This window comes from Streptomyces sp. NPDC090022 (assembly GCF_044748145.1).
Taxonomy (GTDB): domain Bacteria; phylum Actinomycetota; class Actinomycetes; order Streptomycetales; family Streptomycetaceae; genus Streptomyces.
Map to the genome: position 1 here is coordinate 475949 of NZ_JBIVFN010000002.1, position 17344 is coordinate 493292.

The following is a 17344-nucleotide window of genomic DNA, read 5'->3' on the forward strand; positions in this document are numbered from 1 at the left end:
CACCATTCCCGGGGTTGGCCGCATGGGACGTTGCGGTCGAGACGTCCTACGGCACGGGAGAGGTGGGCGGACATGACCGCCAAGAAAAAGATCGCCGGCGGCCTGGCCGCCACGGCCCTGGCGCTGGGCGTCGCCGGATGCAGTGGCTCGCAGGCCCCGCACGAGCGCCCGCAGAAGGGCGTCGCCGCGCCCGAGGCCCCCGGCAGCGTGAACCGGCCCATCGGCGACGGCTCGACGTCGTACACCGGTCCGCAGCCCCACGTGTCGAAGGCGACGCGGCTGGCTCCCGGTGAGAAGCCGCCGCAGTTCGTGGTGTTCTCGTGGGACGGGGCCGGGGAGGACAGCCAGAAGCTCTTCTCCCACTTCCGCGAGGTCGGCAGGAAGCACAACGCCCGGATGACGTACTTCCTCAGCGGCGTCTACCTGCTGCCCGAGGAGAAACGTTCGCTCTACAACGCGCCCCAGCACGGCCCGGGCCGTTCCGAGATCGGCTTCGGCGACCCCCAGGGCATCAAGGACACCGCCGAGCAGCTGCGCGGGGCCTGGCTGGAGGGCAACGAGATCGGCACCCACTTCAACGGCCACTTCTGCGGCCCGGACGGGGGAGTGGGCACCTGGTCCGTCGAGGACTGGAAGAGCGAGATCAGCCAGGCCAGGTCCTTCGTCAAGAACTGGCGGACCAACTCGGGCCTCAAGCAGGTCGCGTCCCTCCCCTTCGACTACGACAAGGAGCTCATCGGCGCCCGCACCCCGTGCCTGGAGGGTCAGAAGAACTTCATGCTGGCCGCCAAGGACCTGGGCTTCCGCTACGACTCCAGCGGCATCAGCAAGCAGAAGTGGCCGAAGAAGACGGACGGCCTGTGGGACATCCCGCTCCAGCTCGTGCCCATCCCCGGGCGCGCCTTCGAGACGCTGAGCATGGACTACAACTTCATGGTCAACCAGTCCGGGACCACCTCGCAGGGCGACCCGGCGCAGCACGAGTACTGGGGCAACCAGCTGCGCGACGGTCTGCTCCAGGCCTTCGGCCGCGCCTACCAGGGCAACAGGGCCCCGCTGATCATCGGCAACCACTTCGAGTCCTGGAACGGCGGCACGTACATGCGCGCCCTCGAGCAGACCATCAAGACGGTCTGCACCCAGAAGGACGTGCGCTGCGTGCCCTTCCGCGAGCTGGTCGACTGGCTGGACGCGCAGGACCCCAAGGCCCTGGAGTGGCTGCGCACGCTCGACGTGGGCGAGGCGCCGAAGGAGGGCTGGAAGAAGTTCCTGACCAGCGGTCCGGTCCTGCCGCCGTCCCCTCCCGCGACGCCCGCGGGCGCTACGCCGGCTGCGGGGCCGGAAGGGGAGGCTGCGGAAGAGGACTGAGCCCCTCCTGCACTCCGGCGGGCTCACCGGCCGGCCCGTCCATGGGCCCACCGGCGGGCCCGCTTCGAGGCTCGCCGAGTACGAAGCCGGGGTCGATCTGGGCACTCAGGTCGGCCCCGGTCTTCGCGTTGCCCCAGCTCTCGGCGTTGCGCAAGTGGAAGTGGACCATCTGCTCGGTGTAGCGGACCCAGTCGCGGTCCGCGTAGGAGTCCTCGGCGGCGTCCTGCAGCGCCTGCAGGGCCAGCCGGTTGCCGGCCTCCAGCAGGTCGAACGCCGCCGGCCGGCCCTTCTCCATCGCCCGGACCCAGTCGGAGTGGCCGACGGTGACCAGCAGGTCCTCGCCCACCTCGGCGCGCAGGAAGTCGATGTCGTCGGCCCCCTGCACCTTGTTGCCGACCACCCGGAGCGCGACCCCGAAGTCGCGGGCGTACTCCTTGTACTGGCGGTAGACGGAGACGCCCTTGAGGGTCGGTTCGGCGACCAGGAAGGTCATGTCGAACCGGGTGAACATGCCCGAGGCGAAGGAGTCGGAGCCCGCCGTCATGTCGACGACGACGTACTCGTCGGGCCCGTCCACCAGGTGGTTCAGGCACAGTTCGACCGCGCCGACCTTGGAGTGGTAGCAGGCCACGCCCAGGTCGGCCTCGGTGAACGGGCCCGTGGCCATGAGCCGGACGATCTCCCCGTCGAGCTCCACGGGGCGGGCGCAGGCCGCGTAGACGGGGTTGTCCTCGCCGACCCGCAGCAGCCGGGAGCCGCTGCCGGGCGGAGTCGTCTTGATCATCGTCTCGGCGGAGGCGATCCGGGGGTTGGAGCCCCGCAGGTACTCCTTGATCAGGGGCAGGTGGGCGCCCATCGCGGGCAGCGCGGCGGCTTCGTCCTCGGTGAGACCGAGCGCCGTCCCCAAGTGCTGGTTGATGTCGGCGTCCACCGCGACGACGGGGGCTTCATTGGCGGCGAGGTGGCGGATGAAGAGGGAGGACAGCGTGGTCTTGCCGCTGCCGCCCTTTCCCACGAAAGCGATCTTCATGTTCACGTAGCGTAGTAGTGCGCTTGCTTTGAGTGGTCGGTGTGAGTGAAGAAGACCACTCAAAGGTGGGGCGGGTGGTATGGGTGCGTAGGCTCCCTGCTTATGAGTACGCCTGCCACCCCGCCTGCCGCTCCGAACGATCCGCTCGCCGCACTGGCCGCGCTCCCGGGCGTGGCGGAGTCCGTGGATTCCGTACGCAAGTCCGTAAACCGGGTGTACGGCCACCGCGTGATGCGCCGGCGCAGCGGGGAGATCACCTCCGAGGCGGCGCTGCGCGCGGCGCGGGGCAGCGCCGCGCTGTCGGGCGCGGACTGGGCGCTGGAGGAAGTGCGCCGCCGGACCGACTTCGGCGCGGACGAACAGGCCCGCACGGTGGGCGCGGCCCTGCGCCTGACCGCCGAGGCCGGCCAGCTGCTGAGCATCTGGCGGCAGTCGCCGCTGCGCGTGCTGGCGCGGCTGCACCTGGTGGCGGCCGGCGGGGCGGCCTCCGACGACACGGTGGGCCGGCCGCGGCTGGCCGGCGAGCCGGTGGACGAGCCGCTGGTGGAGCTGCCGCTGCCGGGCGCCGACGAGGTCGCGGGGCGGCTGGACGGACTCTCCCGGCTGATCATCGCGGGCGGTGCGGCTCCGGCGCTGGTCACGGCCGCCGTCGTGCACGGCGAGCTGCTGGCGCTGCGGCCCTTCGGTTCGTACAACGGGGTGGTGGCGCGGGCCGCGGAGCGGATCGTGCTCATCAACAGCGGGCTGGACCCGAAGGCCATCTGCCCGGCGGAGGTCGGTCACGCGGAGCAGGGCCGGGCGGCGTACCTGGCGGCGCTCGACGGGTACGTGTCCGGGACCCCGGACGGGATGGCGGCGTGGATCGCGCACTGCGGGCGGGCGGTCGAGCTCGGGGTGCGGGAGTCGACGGCCGTGTGCGAGGCGCTCCAGCGCGGCGCGGCGTAGGGGCAGGCCGGGGCGCGGGCGCGTTTCGGGCCCGGACACGGGTTGCGGCGACACCGTCCTGCTCATGGTGTCGCCGCTGGCATTCACGCCCAGTTACCAAGCGTCCTCGATAGTTGCCCATCAGGTCGGGAACTTTGCCCGTCACCTGGTGCGGCTGGCCCGTAATCGACGGGTCGACGTCGCGTGGGTGCTCGGCGTTCATGCTTCGGTCCGTGGGGCCTTGCTGCGTTTAAGAATGATCCTCTCGGATGTCCTTGGTCTCGCGGGCCGTTGACTCCTTTGTACTCCGCTTCCGAGGTAAGCGGAACCCCTTGCCGCACTTCTTTACTTTCCAGGACGGGTCGGGGCGAATCGGACGGCCCGCGTCGCCGCAGGTCAGCCGGGGCCGGGGTCGGGGCCGGGGTCGGGCCCGTGGCCGGCCCCGGGGATCAGCCCGTCAGACTCGTGAGCGCGTTCGCGCGGCGCCGGCTGGCGTACCAGACCAGTCCCGCCGTGGCCGCGGCCGCGCCCACGGCCGCCGCCGCGACGAGCGCGGGGCGCGCCGGCATCGAGAGCCCGGGCAGGCGCTGCTTGAGCCGTACCGGGCGGTTGAAGACCAGGACCGGCCAGTCGCGCGCGTACGCCTCCTTGCGCAGCGCCCGGTCCGGGTTGACGGCGTGCGGGTGGCCGACCGCCTCCAGCATCGGCACGTCGGTGATGGAGTCGCTGTACGCGTAGCAGCGCGCCAGGTCGTACCCCTCCGACTCGGCCAGCTGGCGTACGGCCTCCGCCTTGGTCGGGCCGTACGCGTAGTACTCGATCTCACCCGTGAAACAGCCGTCCTCGCCGACGACCATGCGCGTGGCGACGACCCGGTCCGCGCCGAGCATCTCGCCGATGGGTTCGACCACTTCCGCCCCGGACGTCGAGACGATCACCACGTCGCGGCCGGCCGTGTGGTGCTCCTCGATGAGCGAGGCGGCCTCGTCGTAGATCAGCGGATCGATGAGGTCGTGCAGGGCTTCGGCGACGATGTCCTTCACCTGCTGCACGTTCCATCCCTTGCACAGGGAGGAGAGGTACTCGCGCATCCGTTCCATCTGGTCGTGGTCGGCGCCGCCGGCCAGATAGAGGAACTGGGTGTACGCGGTGCGCAGCACGGCGCGTCGGTTGATCAGGCCGCCCTGGTAGAAGGACTTGCTGAACGTCAGTGTGCTCGACTTCGCAATGACCGTCTTGTCCAGGTCGAAGAAGGCAGCGGTGCGGGGCGAGGAGTGCGCCAAGGACTGGATTTCCACGAGCCGAGCATATGCGCCCACCATTCGGCGTAAGGTGTGGCGCGTGGGTTTGCCTGAGAAGGCTCTCGGGTACACCATGGAAGTCACGGATCGTTCGCGACCGTGCTAACCCGGTCCGACTCCTCCCCCCCCGAGTCGGCCGTGGGGACGACCCCCGCTCTCCCCCCCGGCGGGGGTCGTCGCATGTCCGGACGCAGTTTGAGCGTCCCCGGCCCCGGCCCTTCCTCTTTTGCGGCCCTGAGCGGCGTCCTTCCACACCACATGAGACGCGTAACGCTGCGTAGTGGTTCCGCCGCGCTCTGAAACTCACCTGTTGGGGTGATGGAGTTATTCACAGGGGGCTTGCTGTCCACAGTATTCGACCAAGATCCACGCTTTTTTCCGGATCGCTGCACGGTGATTCCGGCCGCGAAGTGCGCGGTCGTGGATTTGCGGCGAGAAGGAGGCGGAGATCGTGGCTGGATCGAAGTCGAGTGAACTGCTGGAGCGTGGCGGGCCGGGTGGGGGTGTGCCGCAGCCCGGCGCGGGCAGGCCGCTGATCATCACCGAGGACCCGGCGCTGCTGGACGACCTGTTGCGGCTGTGCGCCGCCGCGGGCGCGCGGGCGCATGTGCGGCACGCGATGCCCGAGCACAGCGGCTGGGAGTCCGCACCCCTGGTGCTGGTGGGGGACGACGCGGCCCGGCGGGTGCGCGGTGCCCCGCGCCGGGACGGGGTGTTCCTCGTCGGGCGGGAGCCGGACGATCCCCTGGTGTGGCAGCGGGCGGTGGAGATCGGCGCCGAGCAGGTGCTGCGGCTGCCCGACGCGGAGGCCCGGCTCGTCGACCGGCTCGCCGATGTGGTGGAGGGCGCCGGGCGGCCGGCGCTGACCGTCGGCGTGATCGGCGGCAGCGGCGGGGCCGGCGCCTCCACGCTGGCGTGCGCCCTGGCGGTCACGGCGGCGCGGTCGGGGGAGCGGACCATCCTCATCGACGGCGATCCGCTGGGCGGCGGCATGGACGTCCTGCTGGGCGGCGAGGGCGCTGAGGGGCTGCGCTGGCCGGACTTCGCCCGCTCGCGGGGGCGGGTCGCCGCCGGGGCCCTGGAGGAGTCGCTGCCCGAGCTGCACGCCCTGCGGGTGCTCAGCTGGGACCGCGGGGAGCGGGTGGCGGTGCCGCCCGCGGCGGTGCGGTCGGTGGTGGCCGCGGCCCGTCGGCGGGGCGGGGTGGTCGTGGTGGACCTCCCGCGCCGCGTCGACGAGGCGGTCGCCGAGGTGCTGGCGCAGCTGGACCTGGTGCTGATGGTGGTCCCGGGGGAGCTGCGGTCGGTGGCCGCCGCCGCCCGGGTCGCGGCCGGGGTGCGCATGGTGGCCCGGGACGTGCGGGTGGTGGTGCGCGGCCGCTGCCCGGGCGGGCTCGACGCCGAGGCGGTGGCCGGGCTGCTGCGGGTGCCGCTCGCCGGTGAGGTGCCGCTGGAGGTGGGGCTGCCCGGGAGGGTGGCCGAGGGCGAGCCGCCGGGATCGTCCGCCCGCAGCGCCCTGGCCCGGTTCTGCGCCGGGTTCTGGCAGCGGGCGCTCGCGGCCCAGGGGGTGCCGGCATGAGTACGGGACTGCTGGACGCCGTACGGCAGCGGCTCGCCGAGACCGGCACCGAGCCGACCCCGGCGGGTGTGGCGGCGGCCCTGCGGGAGCAGGGCAGGCTGCTGGGCGACGCGGAAGTGCTGGGCACCGCCGCCGCGTTGCGATCCGAACTGGTGGGAGCCGGACCCCTGGAGCCACTGCTCGCCGATCCGGAGGTCACCGATGTGCTGGTGGCCGCGCCCGACCGGGTCTGGGTGGACCGGGGCGGCGGGCTGGAGCTGACCGGGGTCACCTTCGCCGACACCGACGCGGTGCGCCGGCTCGCACAGCGGCTGGCGGCGGTGGCGGGGCGGCGGCTGGACGATGCCCGGCCCTGGGTGGACGCCCGGATGCCGGACGGGACCCGGCTGCACGCGGTGCTGCCTCCCGTGGCCGTCGGATCGGCCTGCCTGTCGCTGCGGGTGGTGCGGCCACGGGCGTTCACGCTGGAGGAGCTGGTCGCGGTGGGCATGCTGCCGCCCGGCGGACAGCGGATGCTGCGGGCGCTGGTGGAGGCCCGGCGGTCGTTCCTCATTTCGGGCGGCACCGGCACGGGCAAGACCACGCTGCTGAGCGCGCTGCTGGGGCTGGTGGGGCCGGGGGAACGGATCGTGCTGGCCGAGGACTCGGCCGAACTGCGCCCCGAACACCCGCATGTGGTGCGGCTGGAGAGCCGCCCGGCCAATCAGGAGGGCGCCGGTCTGGTCACGCTCGCCGATCTGGTCCGGCAGGCGCTGCGGATGCGGCCCGACCGGCTGGTGGTGGGCGAGGTGCGCGGTCCGGAGGTCGCGGATCTGCTGGCCGCGCTCAACACCGGGCACGAGGGCGGGTGCCTACCCAAACCATACATAGATCCGGCTAGCGCACATGGGGAAACCCCGGCCATGCGCCGTGGGGCGAGCGCACAGACGGGGCTAGGACCAACCCCTACATGGCGGCGCTCAGCCTCTCGCATACCTCGGCGCTGGTGGGCCGGTCAGCGGGCGTACGGCTGAGCATGTGGGGGATGAGGCTGCCCAGCACTCCCGGCACGTCCACGGGGCGGTGAGGGCCCGCCACGACGGCCTGCCGTTGTACCTCCCGGGGAGCGTCGTCCGGGTAGGCCACATGCCGCCAGCCCGTCGCGCTGATGAACAGTGCTGCTCCCAGCGCGTACACGTCTGCTTCCTGTGTCGGCGTTGCCGCTCCGGATTCCAACACGCTGGCCGAGACTTCCGGGGCCTCGTAGTGGACGAGACAGCCTCGGTACGGGAAGTCATAGGCGCGGGGAATCCGTCCTCCGCTGGACAGCGCAAGATCGATCAGGAACGCGCCGCCTACCTCACCCAGGAGGAGATGCGCGGGCTGCACATCCCCATGAACCCATCCCATCTCATGCAGCCCCGACAGCGCCACGGCGCACGACAGGGCCTGTCCGAGGTTCGGCTCAGCCTCCCCATCCCGGCAGGGTGCCCACCGGTCATAGAGGCTGTCTCCTCGCCGCCACGGCTGAGCGCCCCACGTGCCGTGCTCCCACTCCCCGCTGAAGATCCGCTCATGGGTGAGCTGTCGCAGAACGGCGGCTTCACGGGCAGGAGCAAGCGCCGTCCATGCATGCGTGCGGCTCGGATATCCCACCTTCACCGCGTAGGGACCGGCCTCGGTCTTGACCTTCCACACGGACGACCCGCGCCGGTTGAGCACCAGTTCGGCGGGCCCCGGATTGAGGAGTTGCAGCGCACCGTCCGGCGGGCTGTACGGACCTTCGAAAATCACGCTTCACCTTCCAACAGTGAGGCCGGTTCCCGCAGTTGAGAACCGGCCCCACCCTCACCAGTACGGGTCAGCCGGCCGTCAGGCGGCCCGGTAGTCGCGTCCGCAGTCAGAGTCGCACTGCGCCGCGTTCTCGCCGTTCACGGTCCACAGCGCATCCAGCACCAGGAACCCGTTGGCCTTGATCGCGTGGGCGGTCGCCTGCACCTCCTCCAGAACCCGGCCACCACCACCCGGGCGCGGGTTGTGCTCCAGGAACCGGCCCGCGTACGTCTCGCAGAACTCGCGGTAGTCGGCGGTGTGCAGGATGAACGCGTGCAGCGCGCCGTCCACGTCGTCACTCGGGACCATCTTCACCGCAGCCGTGCCGACCGTGGCGACGAACGCGAGAGCCTGATCCGTGGCCCGCTCCGCCTTGTCGCGGCTGTAGCCGAAGTGGATCACCGTGAACTCAGCGATGCTGTCGAAAAGGTCGGCGCTCACCAGGGAGCGGCCGGTCTTGAGGTCATTCGCTACTGCGGTCATTCCTGTGTTCCTCCTTGTCGAGTGGAGCACGGTGCATTGCGCCGCCCCTGCCGGGATTCCTGGTGGGGGAACACCTATGCGGATATGCGTCCGGCAGGGACGGAGATTTAGGCGGCCCAGCCTCGGGCCACGATGACGGCGACGACGTAGACCCACGCAGCAGCAGCGAGACCCACCACCAGGCCGCGCGCGGCCCTCACGTCTCCTCGTCGCGGAACGGGGACGGGGGCGGGTTGCTGCCAGGCGGGAAGTAGACGACCCCGGACCGCACGTCCAGCGCTCCACCCCGCTCGGTCCACCAGCCTTCTGGAGAGTCCCTGTAAGGCCCGTCCGGGTCGTCTATGAGGCTGACCAGCTTCGGGGCCGGTAAGGCGTCCAGGCGGGCTCTCGCGCGCCTAGCTGGGGCCGTCACGACTTGGACCCGGCCTTGAGCCCCTGCGGGTCGTCACAGTCGATGTGCCGATAGACCACGGCGGGACCGGCCGACTGACGTTCGACCTCCCCCCGGCGACAACGCTCAAGGCTCTTGATCGGCTTCCGGCAGGCCGGGCACGTCTCCCCCGAGGGGGCGAAAGTCGTGTACTCCCGCTGTCTCGCGTCGGTCTCGGTCTTTGCCGCCATGTCCGCCGTCCCCTCGGTGCAGTCGTGGTGATGACGACGCTAAAAGTCGGCCCGGCCGGAACTCCGCAAACTTGCATGAGCTTGCACACTGATTCGTTGCGGGCGGTCTTGACTACCCGCGCAGCAACGGGAGTATGGGCCATGCAAGTTCAGGCAAACCGCAACGGAGAGAGGCTGTCATGGCGCTACGGTTCGTTGGGATCGACCCGAACACCGACCTTGAACACTGCCCTACCGTCTGGGCTGATGAAGAGGCGGGAGAACTGGTGTTGCAGGGCTGGAAGGCTGGCGCTGAACTCCGCGCGACCTGTGAGGCCAGCAGTCCGGCCAAGGGGACGATCCCGGACAGCGAGGAAGTCGTCAGGATTCCGGCCCGCATGGTGCCGATGATCAGGGAAGCGTGCGATGCCGTCGAGCGTTCCGCCGTTCAGTGAACTGCTGGCCAACACCCGTGAATCCGCCGTCCATTTGGAGTTGCGGGACGACTATGGGAGCAACCCCCGGCTAGAAGCATGGCAGCGCGGGGAACACATCGACTGGGACAACCGGGAATCCTGGTGGCACCCCTTCCATCAGACCATTGCGGATGCCGTGTTGCGGGGTGTGGCTATTCGGCGTGCCCGCGTTGTCTCGGAACCTGTCAGCGAATACATCCGTTGGGAGCACTACGCCACGCGCGCTAACGTCGTTGCTGGCGAGGATGTGCGCTGGCTGCGCCGTAGTCACGCAACGGGATTCCTGCTGCCTGCCAATGACTTCTGGCTGTTCGACGGAAACCTAATTCGCTTCCACTACTTCGCCGGAGATGGCAGCCACGTCGCGGATGAACTCAGCACTGACGCCGGCACTTTGAAGCTCTGCGCCAGCGCGTTCGAAGAAGTCTGGCAGCGCGCAACCCCGCACAGCGAATACACGATCTGAGTCGAACCGGACAGTCAACCCATGTCATCCCCTTCGTCCAAAGCCCAAGAAGCCAGGGAAGCCGTAGCCGTGCGGTTGCGGGAGATGAGGCTTGACGCAGGAATCACGGGCCGTGAGTTGGCTGTCCGGTGCGGGTGGAGTGAGTCAAAGTCATCGCGGATTGAGCATGCCAAGACACCGCCCAGCGACGCCGATATAAGGGCCTGGTGCACAGCATGCGGCGTGTCACGGCAAGCCGAAGACTTGATTGCCGCCAACCGGCAAGCGGATTCCATGTATGTCCAGTGGAAGCGGCTGCAACGAACAGGGCTCCGGCGGCTTCAGGAGTCGGGCGTACCGCTCTACGAGCAGACACAGCAATTCCACGTCTATTGCTCCAACGTGGTGCCCGGCTTCTTTCAAACTCCCGGTTACGCTACTGCCTTGCTGACCTCCATTGCACAGTTTCGCGGGACACCAGACGATGTGTCGGACGCTGTGAAAGCACGTATGAATCGGTCACACGTAATCCGTGAAGGGGACCACCGGTTCGCTGTACTGGTTGAAGAGGCGGTTTTGCGGTACCGGATTGGCAGCGCCGAAGTAATGGCCGCTCAGCTAGGTCACCTGCTGTCCGTGATGGCGCTGCCTTCCATCTCGCTGGGAATCATTCCGTTCACGGCGCCCCGGCAAGCATGGCCGTTGGAGACGTTCACAATTTTTGATGGCAAGCGTGTCCATGTGGAAACCCTGTCGGCGGCCATCAAGGAAACTCAGCCGAGTGACGTAGCGCTGTACCTCAAGGCTTTCGGAAAGCTGAAAGAGGTTGCCGTCCACGGGGCTGAGGCTCGGTCGCTCATCACAGCAGCCATTGACGCCGTGGGATGAAACACAGAAAGCCCCGTATCGGCCACCAGGAAGGCAGCGGATACGGGGCTACGGCGGAAAGATCATCCCGCGCAAACGCCTTGAGTTGCGGTGCTAGGTTTTTGCCTCCCTGTCGGTCAATCTCAGGGCCGGGAGGGGGGCACCCCCCAGGGGGTAGACGCGACTCAGAACGTCAGAACGGCGGAACGTCATTCGGCCTTCGCTTGGCCTTCTCGGCAGCCCATCCGCCCGGCTGGTTCTTAGCTGTTTCCTTGTTGTGGCATGCAGTACACAACGGCCTGAGGTGCTTTGGCGCATCAGGCATTGCCTCACCTCTCGCCAACAGTTGCTTACGGCTCAACGGCCAATGATCCGCGACGTTCGCATGTCGACTGCACATCACACACCACGGATTCGCGTACAGATAAGCCTTTCGCTTTCGCTGCCAGCCGACGTCATAACCGCGCTTGCTCGCTGATCCTCGCTGTTGGTCCCTCTGTCTCTTGTGCTCAGTGCACGGACCGCCATCCGTGAGTTCGCTGCAACCTGGCTGAGTACAAGGCTTCTTAGGCTTTCGGGGCATGGCTGCTCCAAGGGTCTGAGTGCCTACCCGTGGCCGGGGGCATAGCGACAGCGAAGGGGGGTCAGGTGGGGTGCGCGGGGCATATCTACTGGTCAGTGGGGGTGGGCCTCAAATGCCGGCGAAGGGGGCAGAGTTGCGCAAGTGAAGGGGCGTGCCGCTGGCAACACGGACCTCTTGACGGCCCGACTTCTGAGCCGTGAGGGTTGCCGCATGGACGCAGGATTGGCAGCAGTGTGCGGGGCGTTGGCGGGTTCGGTGGCGACCATTGGCGCGGCTATGGCCACGGGTTGGGCTCAGCGGGAAGGTGTACGCATCACAGCCCGCGCAGAACATCGGAAGGAGAGGCGAGAGCCGCGACACGGCGCCTACAAAGAATTCATCGCCGTGACATCGAGGATGAATGATCATGTCGCGATACTCGCGGTCGCCTATGATGCATTCCCTTTCGAACGGATCAATGAGACCTTTACTGCACGCTGCGAGGAAGCGGCCGATGCCGTGAAAGAGAAATGGGTAGAGGTTGCGCTAGCCGGGCCGAAGGAAATCGCGACAACAGCAAGCAAGCTTGAAAGACTCAGCAATGCTTTGACCTTCCGCGTGCTGGGACTTCACCAGTACGTGTCTGGGGAGCGAACAACCAGCGAAGAGGCATTGCAGGGGATAAAGGATCGGATCGCGGAAGAGGCGCGCGAATTTGAAGAGACTCTAGACCGATTCGTATTTCTCGCTCAGGCTGCCCTAGACGATGACGGAAGTGTAAGGTAGCCCCCCTGCACGGGATACAGGGGGGCTATCTGCTAATTCGGCGAGACTATCGGCGGCATGATAGGGTCGCCGTTTGCGTCGCGTGGAGTCTGGTCAATCACAATGCGCTGATGGTCGCGGACAATGGTGGCAACGCCTCGGGGCACACGGGAACCGTGATAGACAGCAGGGCACTGGTCAGACCATGCGGGCGAGCCGTCCGGCAACCGAGGGAAGAATGGGTAATCGCCATTCGGTCCCGGGTCCAGTGCGTCATGCGCCATCCGGCACCAACCACTCAGCCTCAAGGGCAGTGGCGAGGTCAGCGGCATGACGATGAGAGGCACCATAAATAGCCTCGTCCAGTCGCGCCGCAACCATCATGTCCCGAGCGGAAAGCTCACGGGCGAAGGTGTCGTCAGGGTGTCGACCGTGCAGCCGGAAGAACGCGTCTCGCGCATGGGTCCGAACCGCATTGCGCTTAGCGCGGGCGATCCAGAAGGCAGCAACGGCGGCAACCGAATCCACCCCCTCGTACACAGCGTCAGCGGCAGACTTCGAACCGACTGCCAGCAGCTCAGCGTCGAGCGCCTCCCAGCGGCTCAGGAACTCAGTGTCTAGCTCACGCTGGCGTGCGTCTCGCTGAGCGGCCTTCTGGGCGGCCTTCTCGGCCTCGGCGGACTCCAGGGCGGATAGCTTCGCTGCGGCGGCCTCAGCGGCCTTACGGGCATTCTCAAGGGCAGTCATAGATCAAGCTCCATATCCGCGCGCAATGCGCTGGTCAGGGGTCAGGTGATCGCCGGACGGCGAAGGCTCAGGCTTGGACGGCTGGACGCCTAGCTGATCGGCGGCGCTGCGGGCAATCTGCGAATAGCCCATCGTCATTCGCTGCGCGGGGCTGAGCTGAACGCCCTTTGCCTCAGCGGCTCGAAGGTGGGCCGACTCGGCGTCAAGTTCCTCGCTGGCCACAGATGCCAGCGACTCAAGGTGTCGGCGCATTCGCTCTGGATCACGCTTCTCAACAATTTGGTTCTTGCGCATGTACCAGGGGGTATCGGTCATCGGTAATTCCTTACGTTTTGGAGAGGCCCCGCTGCAACCGATTGCGGACGGGGAGGGAAAGGGTAGGAGAATTAGGTACTCAGGTGGCAGCGTCGGTGTGGTCGAAGATGCCGGGGCCAGCCGTGGTATCCGGGTCACTCACCAGGCGAATGCCGGTGTAGACCCAACCCCTATTTTTGCGCCGGAGTTCTTGGACCTTTCCGCTATCGAGTAGATGTCGTTTCACGCTGGACGGGCTGAACTTCGCCGACTTGTCGCCGTTGTTGTCCCGCCACATCTTCAACTCGGCATTGAACGAAGAACGGCCGACTTCCCCGCCCTCGGAGTAGTCGAAGAGTTCGCCCACTAGGTCCTTAAGCGGGTCGACGCTGTCTCTGTGGTGTTCCGTGGCCTGAATCACGCTGAGTGTGTCTTTCAACCCCTCGGCGTAATAGCGAGTCGCTCCGCGAACAACCCATGCGGCAACACCCTCGGCTTCCGGGCCCTGAATGGTCGGCTCAAGGTCTGGGTCCCGTCGGTCAGCGAAAGACTGGCCAAACAGAACTGCCTTAGTCCGCGCCCACAATGCTGCACCACCTGTAGAGAATTCCGGCAGGTGGTTCGTCGCCAGCACAATGGTAAATGTCGGCTCATAGGAGAAGACCTTGCCCATAAGGTGACGGGTGCTGATTCGGTCGCCACCGCTGAAATTCTTCAAGAGCGCCGTGTTCATCGGCGTACCCGGGTTGCCTTCCTGAGCAACGACCATGCGTGCCCCGCGAAGGGCTGCAATCTGCTCAGTGTGCGGAGCCTGCCCTCGGACGTTCTCAAAAATCGAGAACTCAACTTCCCGGATAATCTCAGCGCCAAAGACCTTTTGCATCGTGCGGACTGTCGTGCCCTTACCGTTCCGGCCATGAGCGCCGTACCAGACACCTAGCGCGTGCTCTCGCACCTCGCCAGTCACGCAATAACCCAAAAACGTCTGGTAGTACCGCTGTAGCTCGCCGTCATCCGGAAAGACCTCTTCCACAAACCGAAGCCAGCGCGGAGCCTCAGCGTCAGGCACGTATTTAACCTTCGCGCATTGAGTCAGCAGGTCAGCCGGCGAGTGTGGCCGTATTTCACCAGACCGGAGATCCACGGTGCCATTCTGGAACGTCAACAGGTGCCGCTGTGCGTCCATGTCGTCAACGCTTGCGTGAAACTCCCGAAGCACGCTCATCTCAGCAACGATTGCCCTGCGCTGAAAATTTACGAGCATCTTGCTCATGGCAGCGGAAGCCCATGAAGTGTCACCAGGCGAATCCACGATGCGCTTAGCCAGAATGGCAACAGCATCCGTGATGGCCTGCATTGCCGCCCCGTCATTGCCGGTTGCTTCCCAGACAGTCCCATTCCAGCGATACCAACCAACGTGCTCAATATGCTTGAGTCGATGCGCGCAATGATCAGCAACGAACTTCGCGAAATTTACGTGAAGAACATCGTTGCTCACGTCCAGCCGTGCGCGCTGTTTGACCCAGTAGGCGTCATCGAAAATCATAGTGGCCATTCCTAGTCGAGAAAAGCGGCAGCGGATGCGGCGGCACGCTCGGCACGACTCTTGGCGGTCTTAGCGGCCGGGAGGTCTTCGCCATTTCCCGCGTACAGGTCTCGCTTGAAATTCGTAGCGTCAGCAGTGGCAGCAGCAAGAGATAGCGTCGCGTGAACCTGAGCAAGGGCCACTGTTTCGGGGTTCACGCCGTACTGCGCACACTCCGCTGCAATCTGCTCAGCGCGTTGGTAATGCTGGTAACCGTTCATGGTTCGCCGTCCTTTTAGGTAAAGAAAAAGCCCCCGGTTCGTACCTGGTCTCACACGCTGCGTGGACGGCGAAATCCGCAGCGATGAAACCGGTACGAGACCGGGGGCTTAGTGAAAGGGGGTGCGCGTCAGCGCATGACCGGGATGCTGGATTCGCCGTCCAACCGGTCTCGAATGGAGTTAGGGAGTCGAACGCCTCCGCGTGGAGGCGGGACCCGCATCGTTCCTTCTAAATGTATCTAGTGAGTCGATCGCCTGTGGGCCGGCTGCCAAGTGGCGACCGCAGCGGAGGTGTCGAAAAAGCTTGCACCTGTAGAGAGTTCCCATACGCGTATAGAGGGTCTGCTCAGGTGTCAGGAATTCTGACACCAGCTCCCGTGGGTCTGCCCGCTGTTCCCGAGTGGGGCGGGGTGCCACGTGCCCGCCTGAGTGCCTACGAGCGGAGCCTCGGTCATGGTGCTTCCCCTCGTTGGTGGGGCTACCGGCAAGCGGTTTCAAAGGGGAGTGAAGGAGTGGATTGCCCGTGGGCGGCAGCCTGCACGTGAAGCCCTGTGTGCCCGCCTGAGCGCCCTGGGCGGTCCGCCCGTCCCAGGTGTCAGCGAGCGTGCGGGCAGCCCTCAGGGGGCCACTCAGGGCATGAGAAAGCCCCGCCCGGTCAATGACCGAACGGGACTCAGAACCTCAGGGGCTAGGGGGTCAACTCAACTCTTCTTCCAGCGCGAGAGCGAGCAAGTGCGCTTCTGCCGGTTCAGATTCACGCCACCAGGCAGGGCCAGCGAAACTCAGGGAGACCCGCGTGGGGTCGAATCGCCTAGCTGCTCCGAGAGTTGCCGGGCGAATCACTACCCTTGTGCCTAGGTCGGCGAGCAAGGCGCGCCGCCCTTCTTCGTCGCGTGATTCCCATGCTTCGCTGATGGTGCCCCCAGCGTCCACCCAGCGGCCTTCGGCGTGTTCGGCCTCTGCCATTAGTTCCGCCTGCCGCTTTTCCAGTGCCGCGATCTGGCCGATCACCATTCGCGCCGCAGTGCCGTTCGGGTCCAGTTGTCCAAGGTTCCCTGCAAGGCGCTCAATTCGCTCCGTTACTTCGGAGTGTTGTAGTACCGCGCTGCCGTCCGGCTCAGCCCAGCGCATGAGTTTGAAAGTGCCAAACCGTTTCCGGTAATCGGCAGTCACCAGTTCTTCGAGATGCCGGGCAATGATGACGTTGGGCTTGTGGATTCCTCGCTTGCCCACACCATTGCGGCATACGTAGGTGCTGTAGTCCTTTCCGTTCACGGCACGGCGTTGCCGGTACATCGGGCCGTCGCACTCTGAGCAGAGCGCAACATGAAGGAGTAGTGCCTTGCCGGTTCGCTCGCTGCCACGACCCTTCGACTTTCCGTCAATGATCGCGCGGACTGCGGACCAGGTTTCGGCACTGAGGATTTCCGGTCCAGCCGAAATGGGCTTCCCCTCAGCATCTAGCACGGGCTGATTTGTGAGAGCGCCACGCTTCTCTCCGGGCGTAGCCTGAACTAGCCACCCGCGAACAGCAGGGGTGTAGAGAACATCCCGCAGAGTTGTTGAGTGCCAACGTTGGTTGCGTAGCTTCCGGCCGTCCCGCTTGCGTGCATGGTCTGCCGGGGGCAGAATTCCGCACTCATTCAGGTCTCGGGCAAGGCCCGTCAGAGATCCGCCGTGATTGATCAGCTTGTCGGCGCAGTCACGCAAGACATCGGCCGCAGACTCGTCAATGATCCATCGCTTGTTGTTGATCGGTCCGCTTACCGCGTAGCCGTAGGGGGCCAGTCCGCCGAGGTGGTTGCCCCGTGAGCGGAAGTGCTTCTTGCTGTCTGTGATGCGAGCCTTGATCATGTCGCGCTCATACTCAGCGAATGCGGCAAGGACGTTGATGATGATGGATGCATTTTCCGGGGACACCACGCCATCGGCAGTGATGATCGTTGTGTGGGTCGATTCGGCAGCGCGCAGGAGCCGCTGAAACTCCAGAACGCTTCGTGCATACCGGTCCAGCTTGGAAGCCAGCACGTAGTCAGCGCGCGGAAGCCAAGTCAGCACTTCGCGCATGCCGGGGCGGTCTTCCAGTCGGCTTGCGCCGCTGACGTTGGTGTCTGTGGCGATGTGCACGACCCTCCACCCGCGCTGTTCGGCGTATGCCTTGCAGGCGGTAATGCGGTGGTCGGGTGCTTCCTCGGCGAAGAGGCGGGACAGGCGGTCGTAAATGACGACGGTGGGTTGCTTCACATCAGGGTCCCAGTGAGTCGATCGCCATGCACTGCTAGGCGAGA

17 protein-coding genes are annotated in these 17344 nt (G+C 66.4%); 8 read left to right on the plus strand and 9 right to left on the minus strand.

Annotated features, from left to right (window positions below; all coding sequences use genetic code 11):
* Nucleotides 1-72 precede the first annotated feature (72 nt).
* Complete coding sequence (locus ACIPXB_RS06810; RefSeq protein WP_401445419.1) at nt 73-1368, plus strand: hypothetical protein; 1296 nt, start codon at nt 73-75, stop codon at nt 1366-1368.
* Here ACIPXB_RS06810 and ACIPXB_RS06815 read toward each other — a convergent pair.
* Entirely contained in the window at nt 1322-2398 is a 1077-nt protein-coding gene (locus ACIPXB_RS06815; protein ID WP_401445421.1) for an ATP-binding protein, read from the minus strand. The genes ACIPXB_RS06810 and ACIPXB_RS06815 overlap by 47 nt on opposite strands.
* Nucleotides 2399-2500: 102 nt before the next feature.
* Here ACIPXB_RS06815 and ACIPXB_RS06820 point away from each other — a divergent pair, with 102 nt between their 5' ends.
* A complete protein-coding gene (locus tag ACIPXB_RS06820) occupies nt 2501-3343 on the plus strand; it encodes an oxidoreductase (RefSeq protein WP_401445423.1) in 843 nt (280 codons plus the stop codon).
* A gap of 428 nt (nt 3344-3771) precedes the next feature.
* Here ACIPXB_RS06820 and ACIPXB_RS06825 read toward each other — a convergent pair whose 3' ends face one another.
* Entirely contained in the window at nt 3772-4644 is an 873-nt protein-coding gene (locus ACIPXB_RS06825) for an HAD family hydrolase (RefSeq protein ID WP_401445426.1), read from the minus strand.
* Between the two features lie 430 nt (nt 4645-5074).
* Between ACIPXB_RS06825 and ssd the strand changes: the two genes are divergently transcribed.
* Together ssd and ACIPXB_RS06835 are read left to right on the plus strand one after the other, a co-directional pair.
* Nucleotides 5075-6199 (plus strand): septum site-determining protein Ssd, encoded by a 1125-nt coding sequence (ssd, locus tag ACIPXB_RS06830; RefSeq protein ID WP_401445428.1) that lies wholly within the window; start codon nt 5075-5077, stop codon nt 6197-6199.
* Nucleotides 6196-7212, plus strand: a complete 1017-nt coding sequence (locus ACIPXB_RS06835; RefSeq protein WP_401445430.1) for a TadA family conjugal transfer-associated ATPase — start codon at nt 6196-6198, stop codon at nt 7210-7212. The genes ssd and ACIPXB_RS06835 overlap by 4 nt, the downstream gene beginning before the upstream one ends.
* Here ACIPXB_RS06835 and ACIPXB_RS06840 read toward each other — a convergent pair.
* A complete protein-coding gene (locus tag ACIPXB_RS06840) occupies nt 7145-7972 on the minus strand; it encodes a protein kinase (RefSeq protein WP_401445433.1) in 828 nt (275 codons plus the stop codon). The two genes, ACIPXB_RS06835 and ACIPXB_RS06840, sit on opposite strands and share 68 nt — an antisense overlap.
* Nucleotides 7973-8050: 78 nt before the next feature.
* A complete protein-coding gene (locus tag ACIPXB_RS06845) occupies nt 8051-8494 on the minus strand; it encodes a hypothetical protein (protein ID WP_401445434.1) in 444 nt (147 codons plus the stop codon).
* A gap of 800 nt (nt 8495-9294) precedes the next feature.
* Here ACIPXB_RS06845 and ACIPXB_RS06850 point away from each other — a divergent pair.
* The 4 genes from ACIPXB_RS06850 to ACIPXB_RS06865 all read left to right on the plus strand — a co-directional run bounded on the left by ACIPXB_RS06850 (nt 9295) and on the right by ACIPXB_RS06865 (nt 12230).
* The gene (locus tag ACIPXB_RS06850) at nt 9295-9549 is read left to right on the plus strand and encodes a hypothetical protein (RefSeq protein WP_401445436.1); all 255 of its coding nucleotides are present in this window, start codon (nt 9295-9297) and stop codon (nt 9547-9549) included.
* Nucleotides 9521-10036 (plus strand): DUF6879 family protein, encoded by a 516-nt coding sequence (locus tag ACIPXB_RS06855; protein WP_401445438.1) that lies wholly within the window; start codon nt 9521-9523, stop codon nt 10034-10036. The genes ACIPXB_RS06850 and ACIPXB_RS06855 overlap by 29 nt, the downstream gene beginning before the upstream one ends.
* 21 nt (nt 10037-10057) lie before the next feature.
* Nucleotides 10058-10903 carry a helix-turn-helix domain-containing protein gene (locus ACIPXB_RS06860; RefSeq protein WP_401445440.1) on the plus strand — a complete coding sequence of 282 codons (846 nt, stop codon included), beginning with the start codon at nt 10058-10060 and terminating at the stop codon, nt 10901-10903.
* Between the two features lie 772 nt (nt 10904-11675).
* Nucleotides 11676-12230: a hypothetical protein gene (locus ACIPXB_RS06865; RefSeq protein ID WP_401445442.1), complete on the plus strand. Its 555-nt coding sequence runs from the start codon at nt 11676-11678 to the stop codon at nt 12228-12230.
* 252 nt (nt 12231-12482) lie between these two features.
* On the opposite strand, the gene ACIPXB_RS06870 is transcribed toward ACIPXB_RS06865, so the two are convergent.
* From ACIPXB_RS06870 to ACIPXB_RS06890, 5 genes are all read right to left on the minus strand, one after another.
* Complete coding sequence (locus ACIPXB_RS06870) at nt 12483-12956, minus strand: hypothetical protein (protein WP_401445444.1); 474 nt, start codon at nt 12954-12956, stop codon at nt 12483-12485.
* 3 nt (nt 12957-12959) lie between these two features.
* Nucleotides 12960-13271, minus strand: a complete 312-nt coding sequence (locus tag ACIPXB_RS06875; RefSeq protein WP_329101142.1) for a hypothetical protein — start codon at nt 13269-13271, stop codon at nt 12960-12962.
* Nucleotides 13272-13350: 79 nt separating this feature from the next.
* Nucleotides 13351-14796 (minus strand): phage/plasmid primase, P4 family, encoded by a 1446-nt coding sequence (locus ACIPXB_RS06880; protein ID WP_401445446.1) that lies wholly within the window; start codon nt 14794-14796, stop codon nt 13351-13353.
* Between the two features lie 11 nt (nt 14797-14807).
* A complete protein-coding gene (locus ACIPXB_RS06885; protein WP_401445448.1) occupies nt 14808-15056 on the minus strand; it encodes a hypothetical protein in 249 nt (82 codons plus the stop codon).
* A 696-nt stretch (nt 15057-15752) separates the two neighbouring features.
* Nucleotides 15753-17300, minus strand: coding sequence for a recombinase family protein (locus ACIPXB_RS06890; protein WP_401445451.1), 1548 nt, complete (start codon nt 17298-17300; stop codon nt 15753-15755).
* Nucleotides 17301-17344 lie beyond the last annotated feature (44 nt).

Coding starts and splice junctions, on each gene's coding strand:
- ACIPXB_RS06855 (WP_401445438.1), top strand. CDS start 9,521: ATGCCGTCGAGCGTTCCGCCGTTCAGTGAACTGCTGGCCAACACCCGT.
- ACIPXB_RS06825 (WP_401445426.1), bottom strand. CDS start 4,644: ATGGTGGGCGCATATGCTCGGCTCGTGGAAATCCAGTCCTTGGCGCAC.
- ACIPXB_RS06815 (WP_401445421.1), bottom strand. CDS start 2,398: ATGAAGATCGCTTTCGTGGGAAAGGGCGGCAGCGGCAAGACCACGCTG.
- ACIPXB_RS06865 (WP_401445442.1), top strand. CDS start 11,676: ATGGACGCAGGATTGGCAGCAGTGTGCGGGGCGTTGGCGGGTTCGGTG.
- ACIPXB_RS06810 (WP_401445419.1), top strand. CDS start 73: ATGACCGCCAAGAAAAAGATCGCCGGCGGCCTGGCCGCCACGGCCCTG.
- ACIPXB_RS06850 (WP_401445436.1), top strand. CDS start 9,295: ATGGCGCTACGGTTCGTTGGGATCGACCCGAACACCGACCTTGAACAC.
- ACIPXB_RS06870 (WP_401445444.1), bottom strand. CDS start 12,956: ATGACTGCCCTTGAGAATGCCCGTAAGGCCGCTGAGGCCGCCGCAGCG.
- ACIPXB_RS06885 (WP_401445448.1), bottom strand. CDS start 15,056: ATGAACGGTTACCAGCATTACCAACGCGCTGAGCAGATTGCAGCGGAG.
- ACIPXB_RS06845 (WP_401445434.1), bottom strand. CDS start 8,494: ATGACCGCAGTAGCGAATGACCTCAAGACCGGCCGCTCCCTGGTGAGC.
- ACIPXB_RS06835 (WP_401445430.1), top strand. CDS start 6,196: ATGAGTACGGGACTGCTGGACGCCGTACGGCAGCGGCTCGCCGAGACC.
- ACIPXB_RS06860 (WP_401445440.1), top strand. CDS start 10,058: ATGTCATCCCCTTCGTCCAAAGCCCAAGAAGCCAGGGAAGCCGTAGCC.
- ACIPXB_RS06820 (WP_401445423.1), top strand. CDS start 2,501: ATGAGTACGCCTGCCACCCCGCCTGCCGCTCCGAACGATCCGCTCGCC.
- ACIPXB_RS06875 (WP_329101142.1), bottom strand. CDS start 13,271: ATGACCGATACCCCCTGGTACATGCGCAAGAACCAAATTGTTGAGAAG.
- ACIPXB_RS06880 (WP_401445446.1), bottom strand. CDS start 14,796: ATGATTTTCGATGACGCCTACTGGGTCAAACAGCGCGCACGGCTGGAC.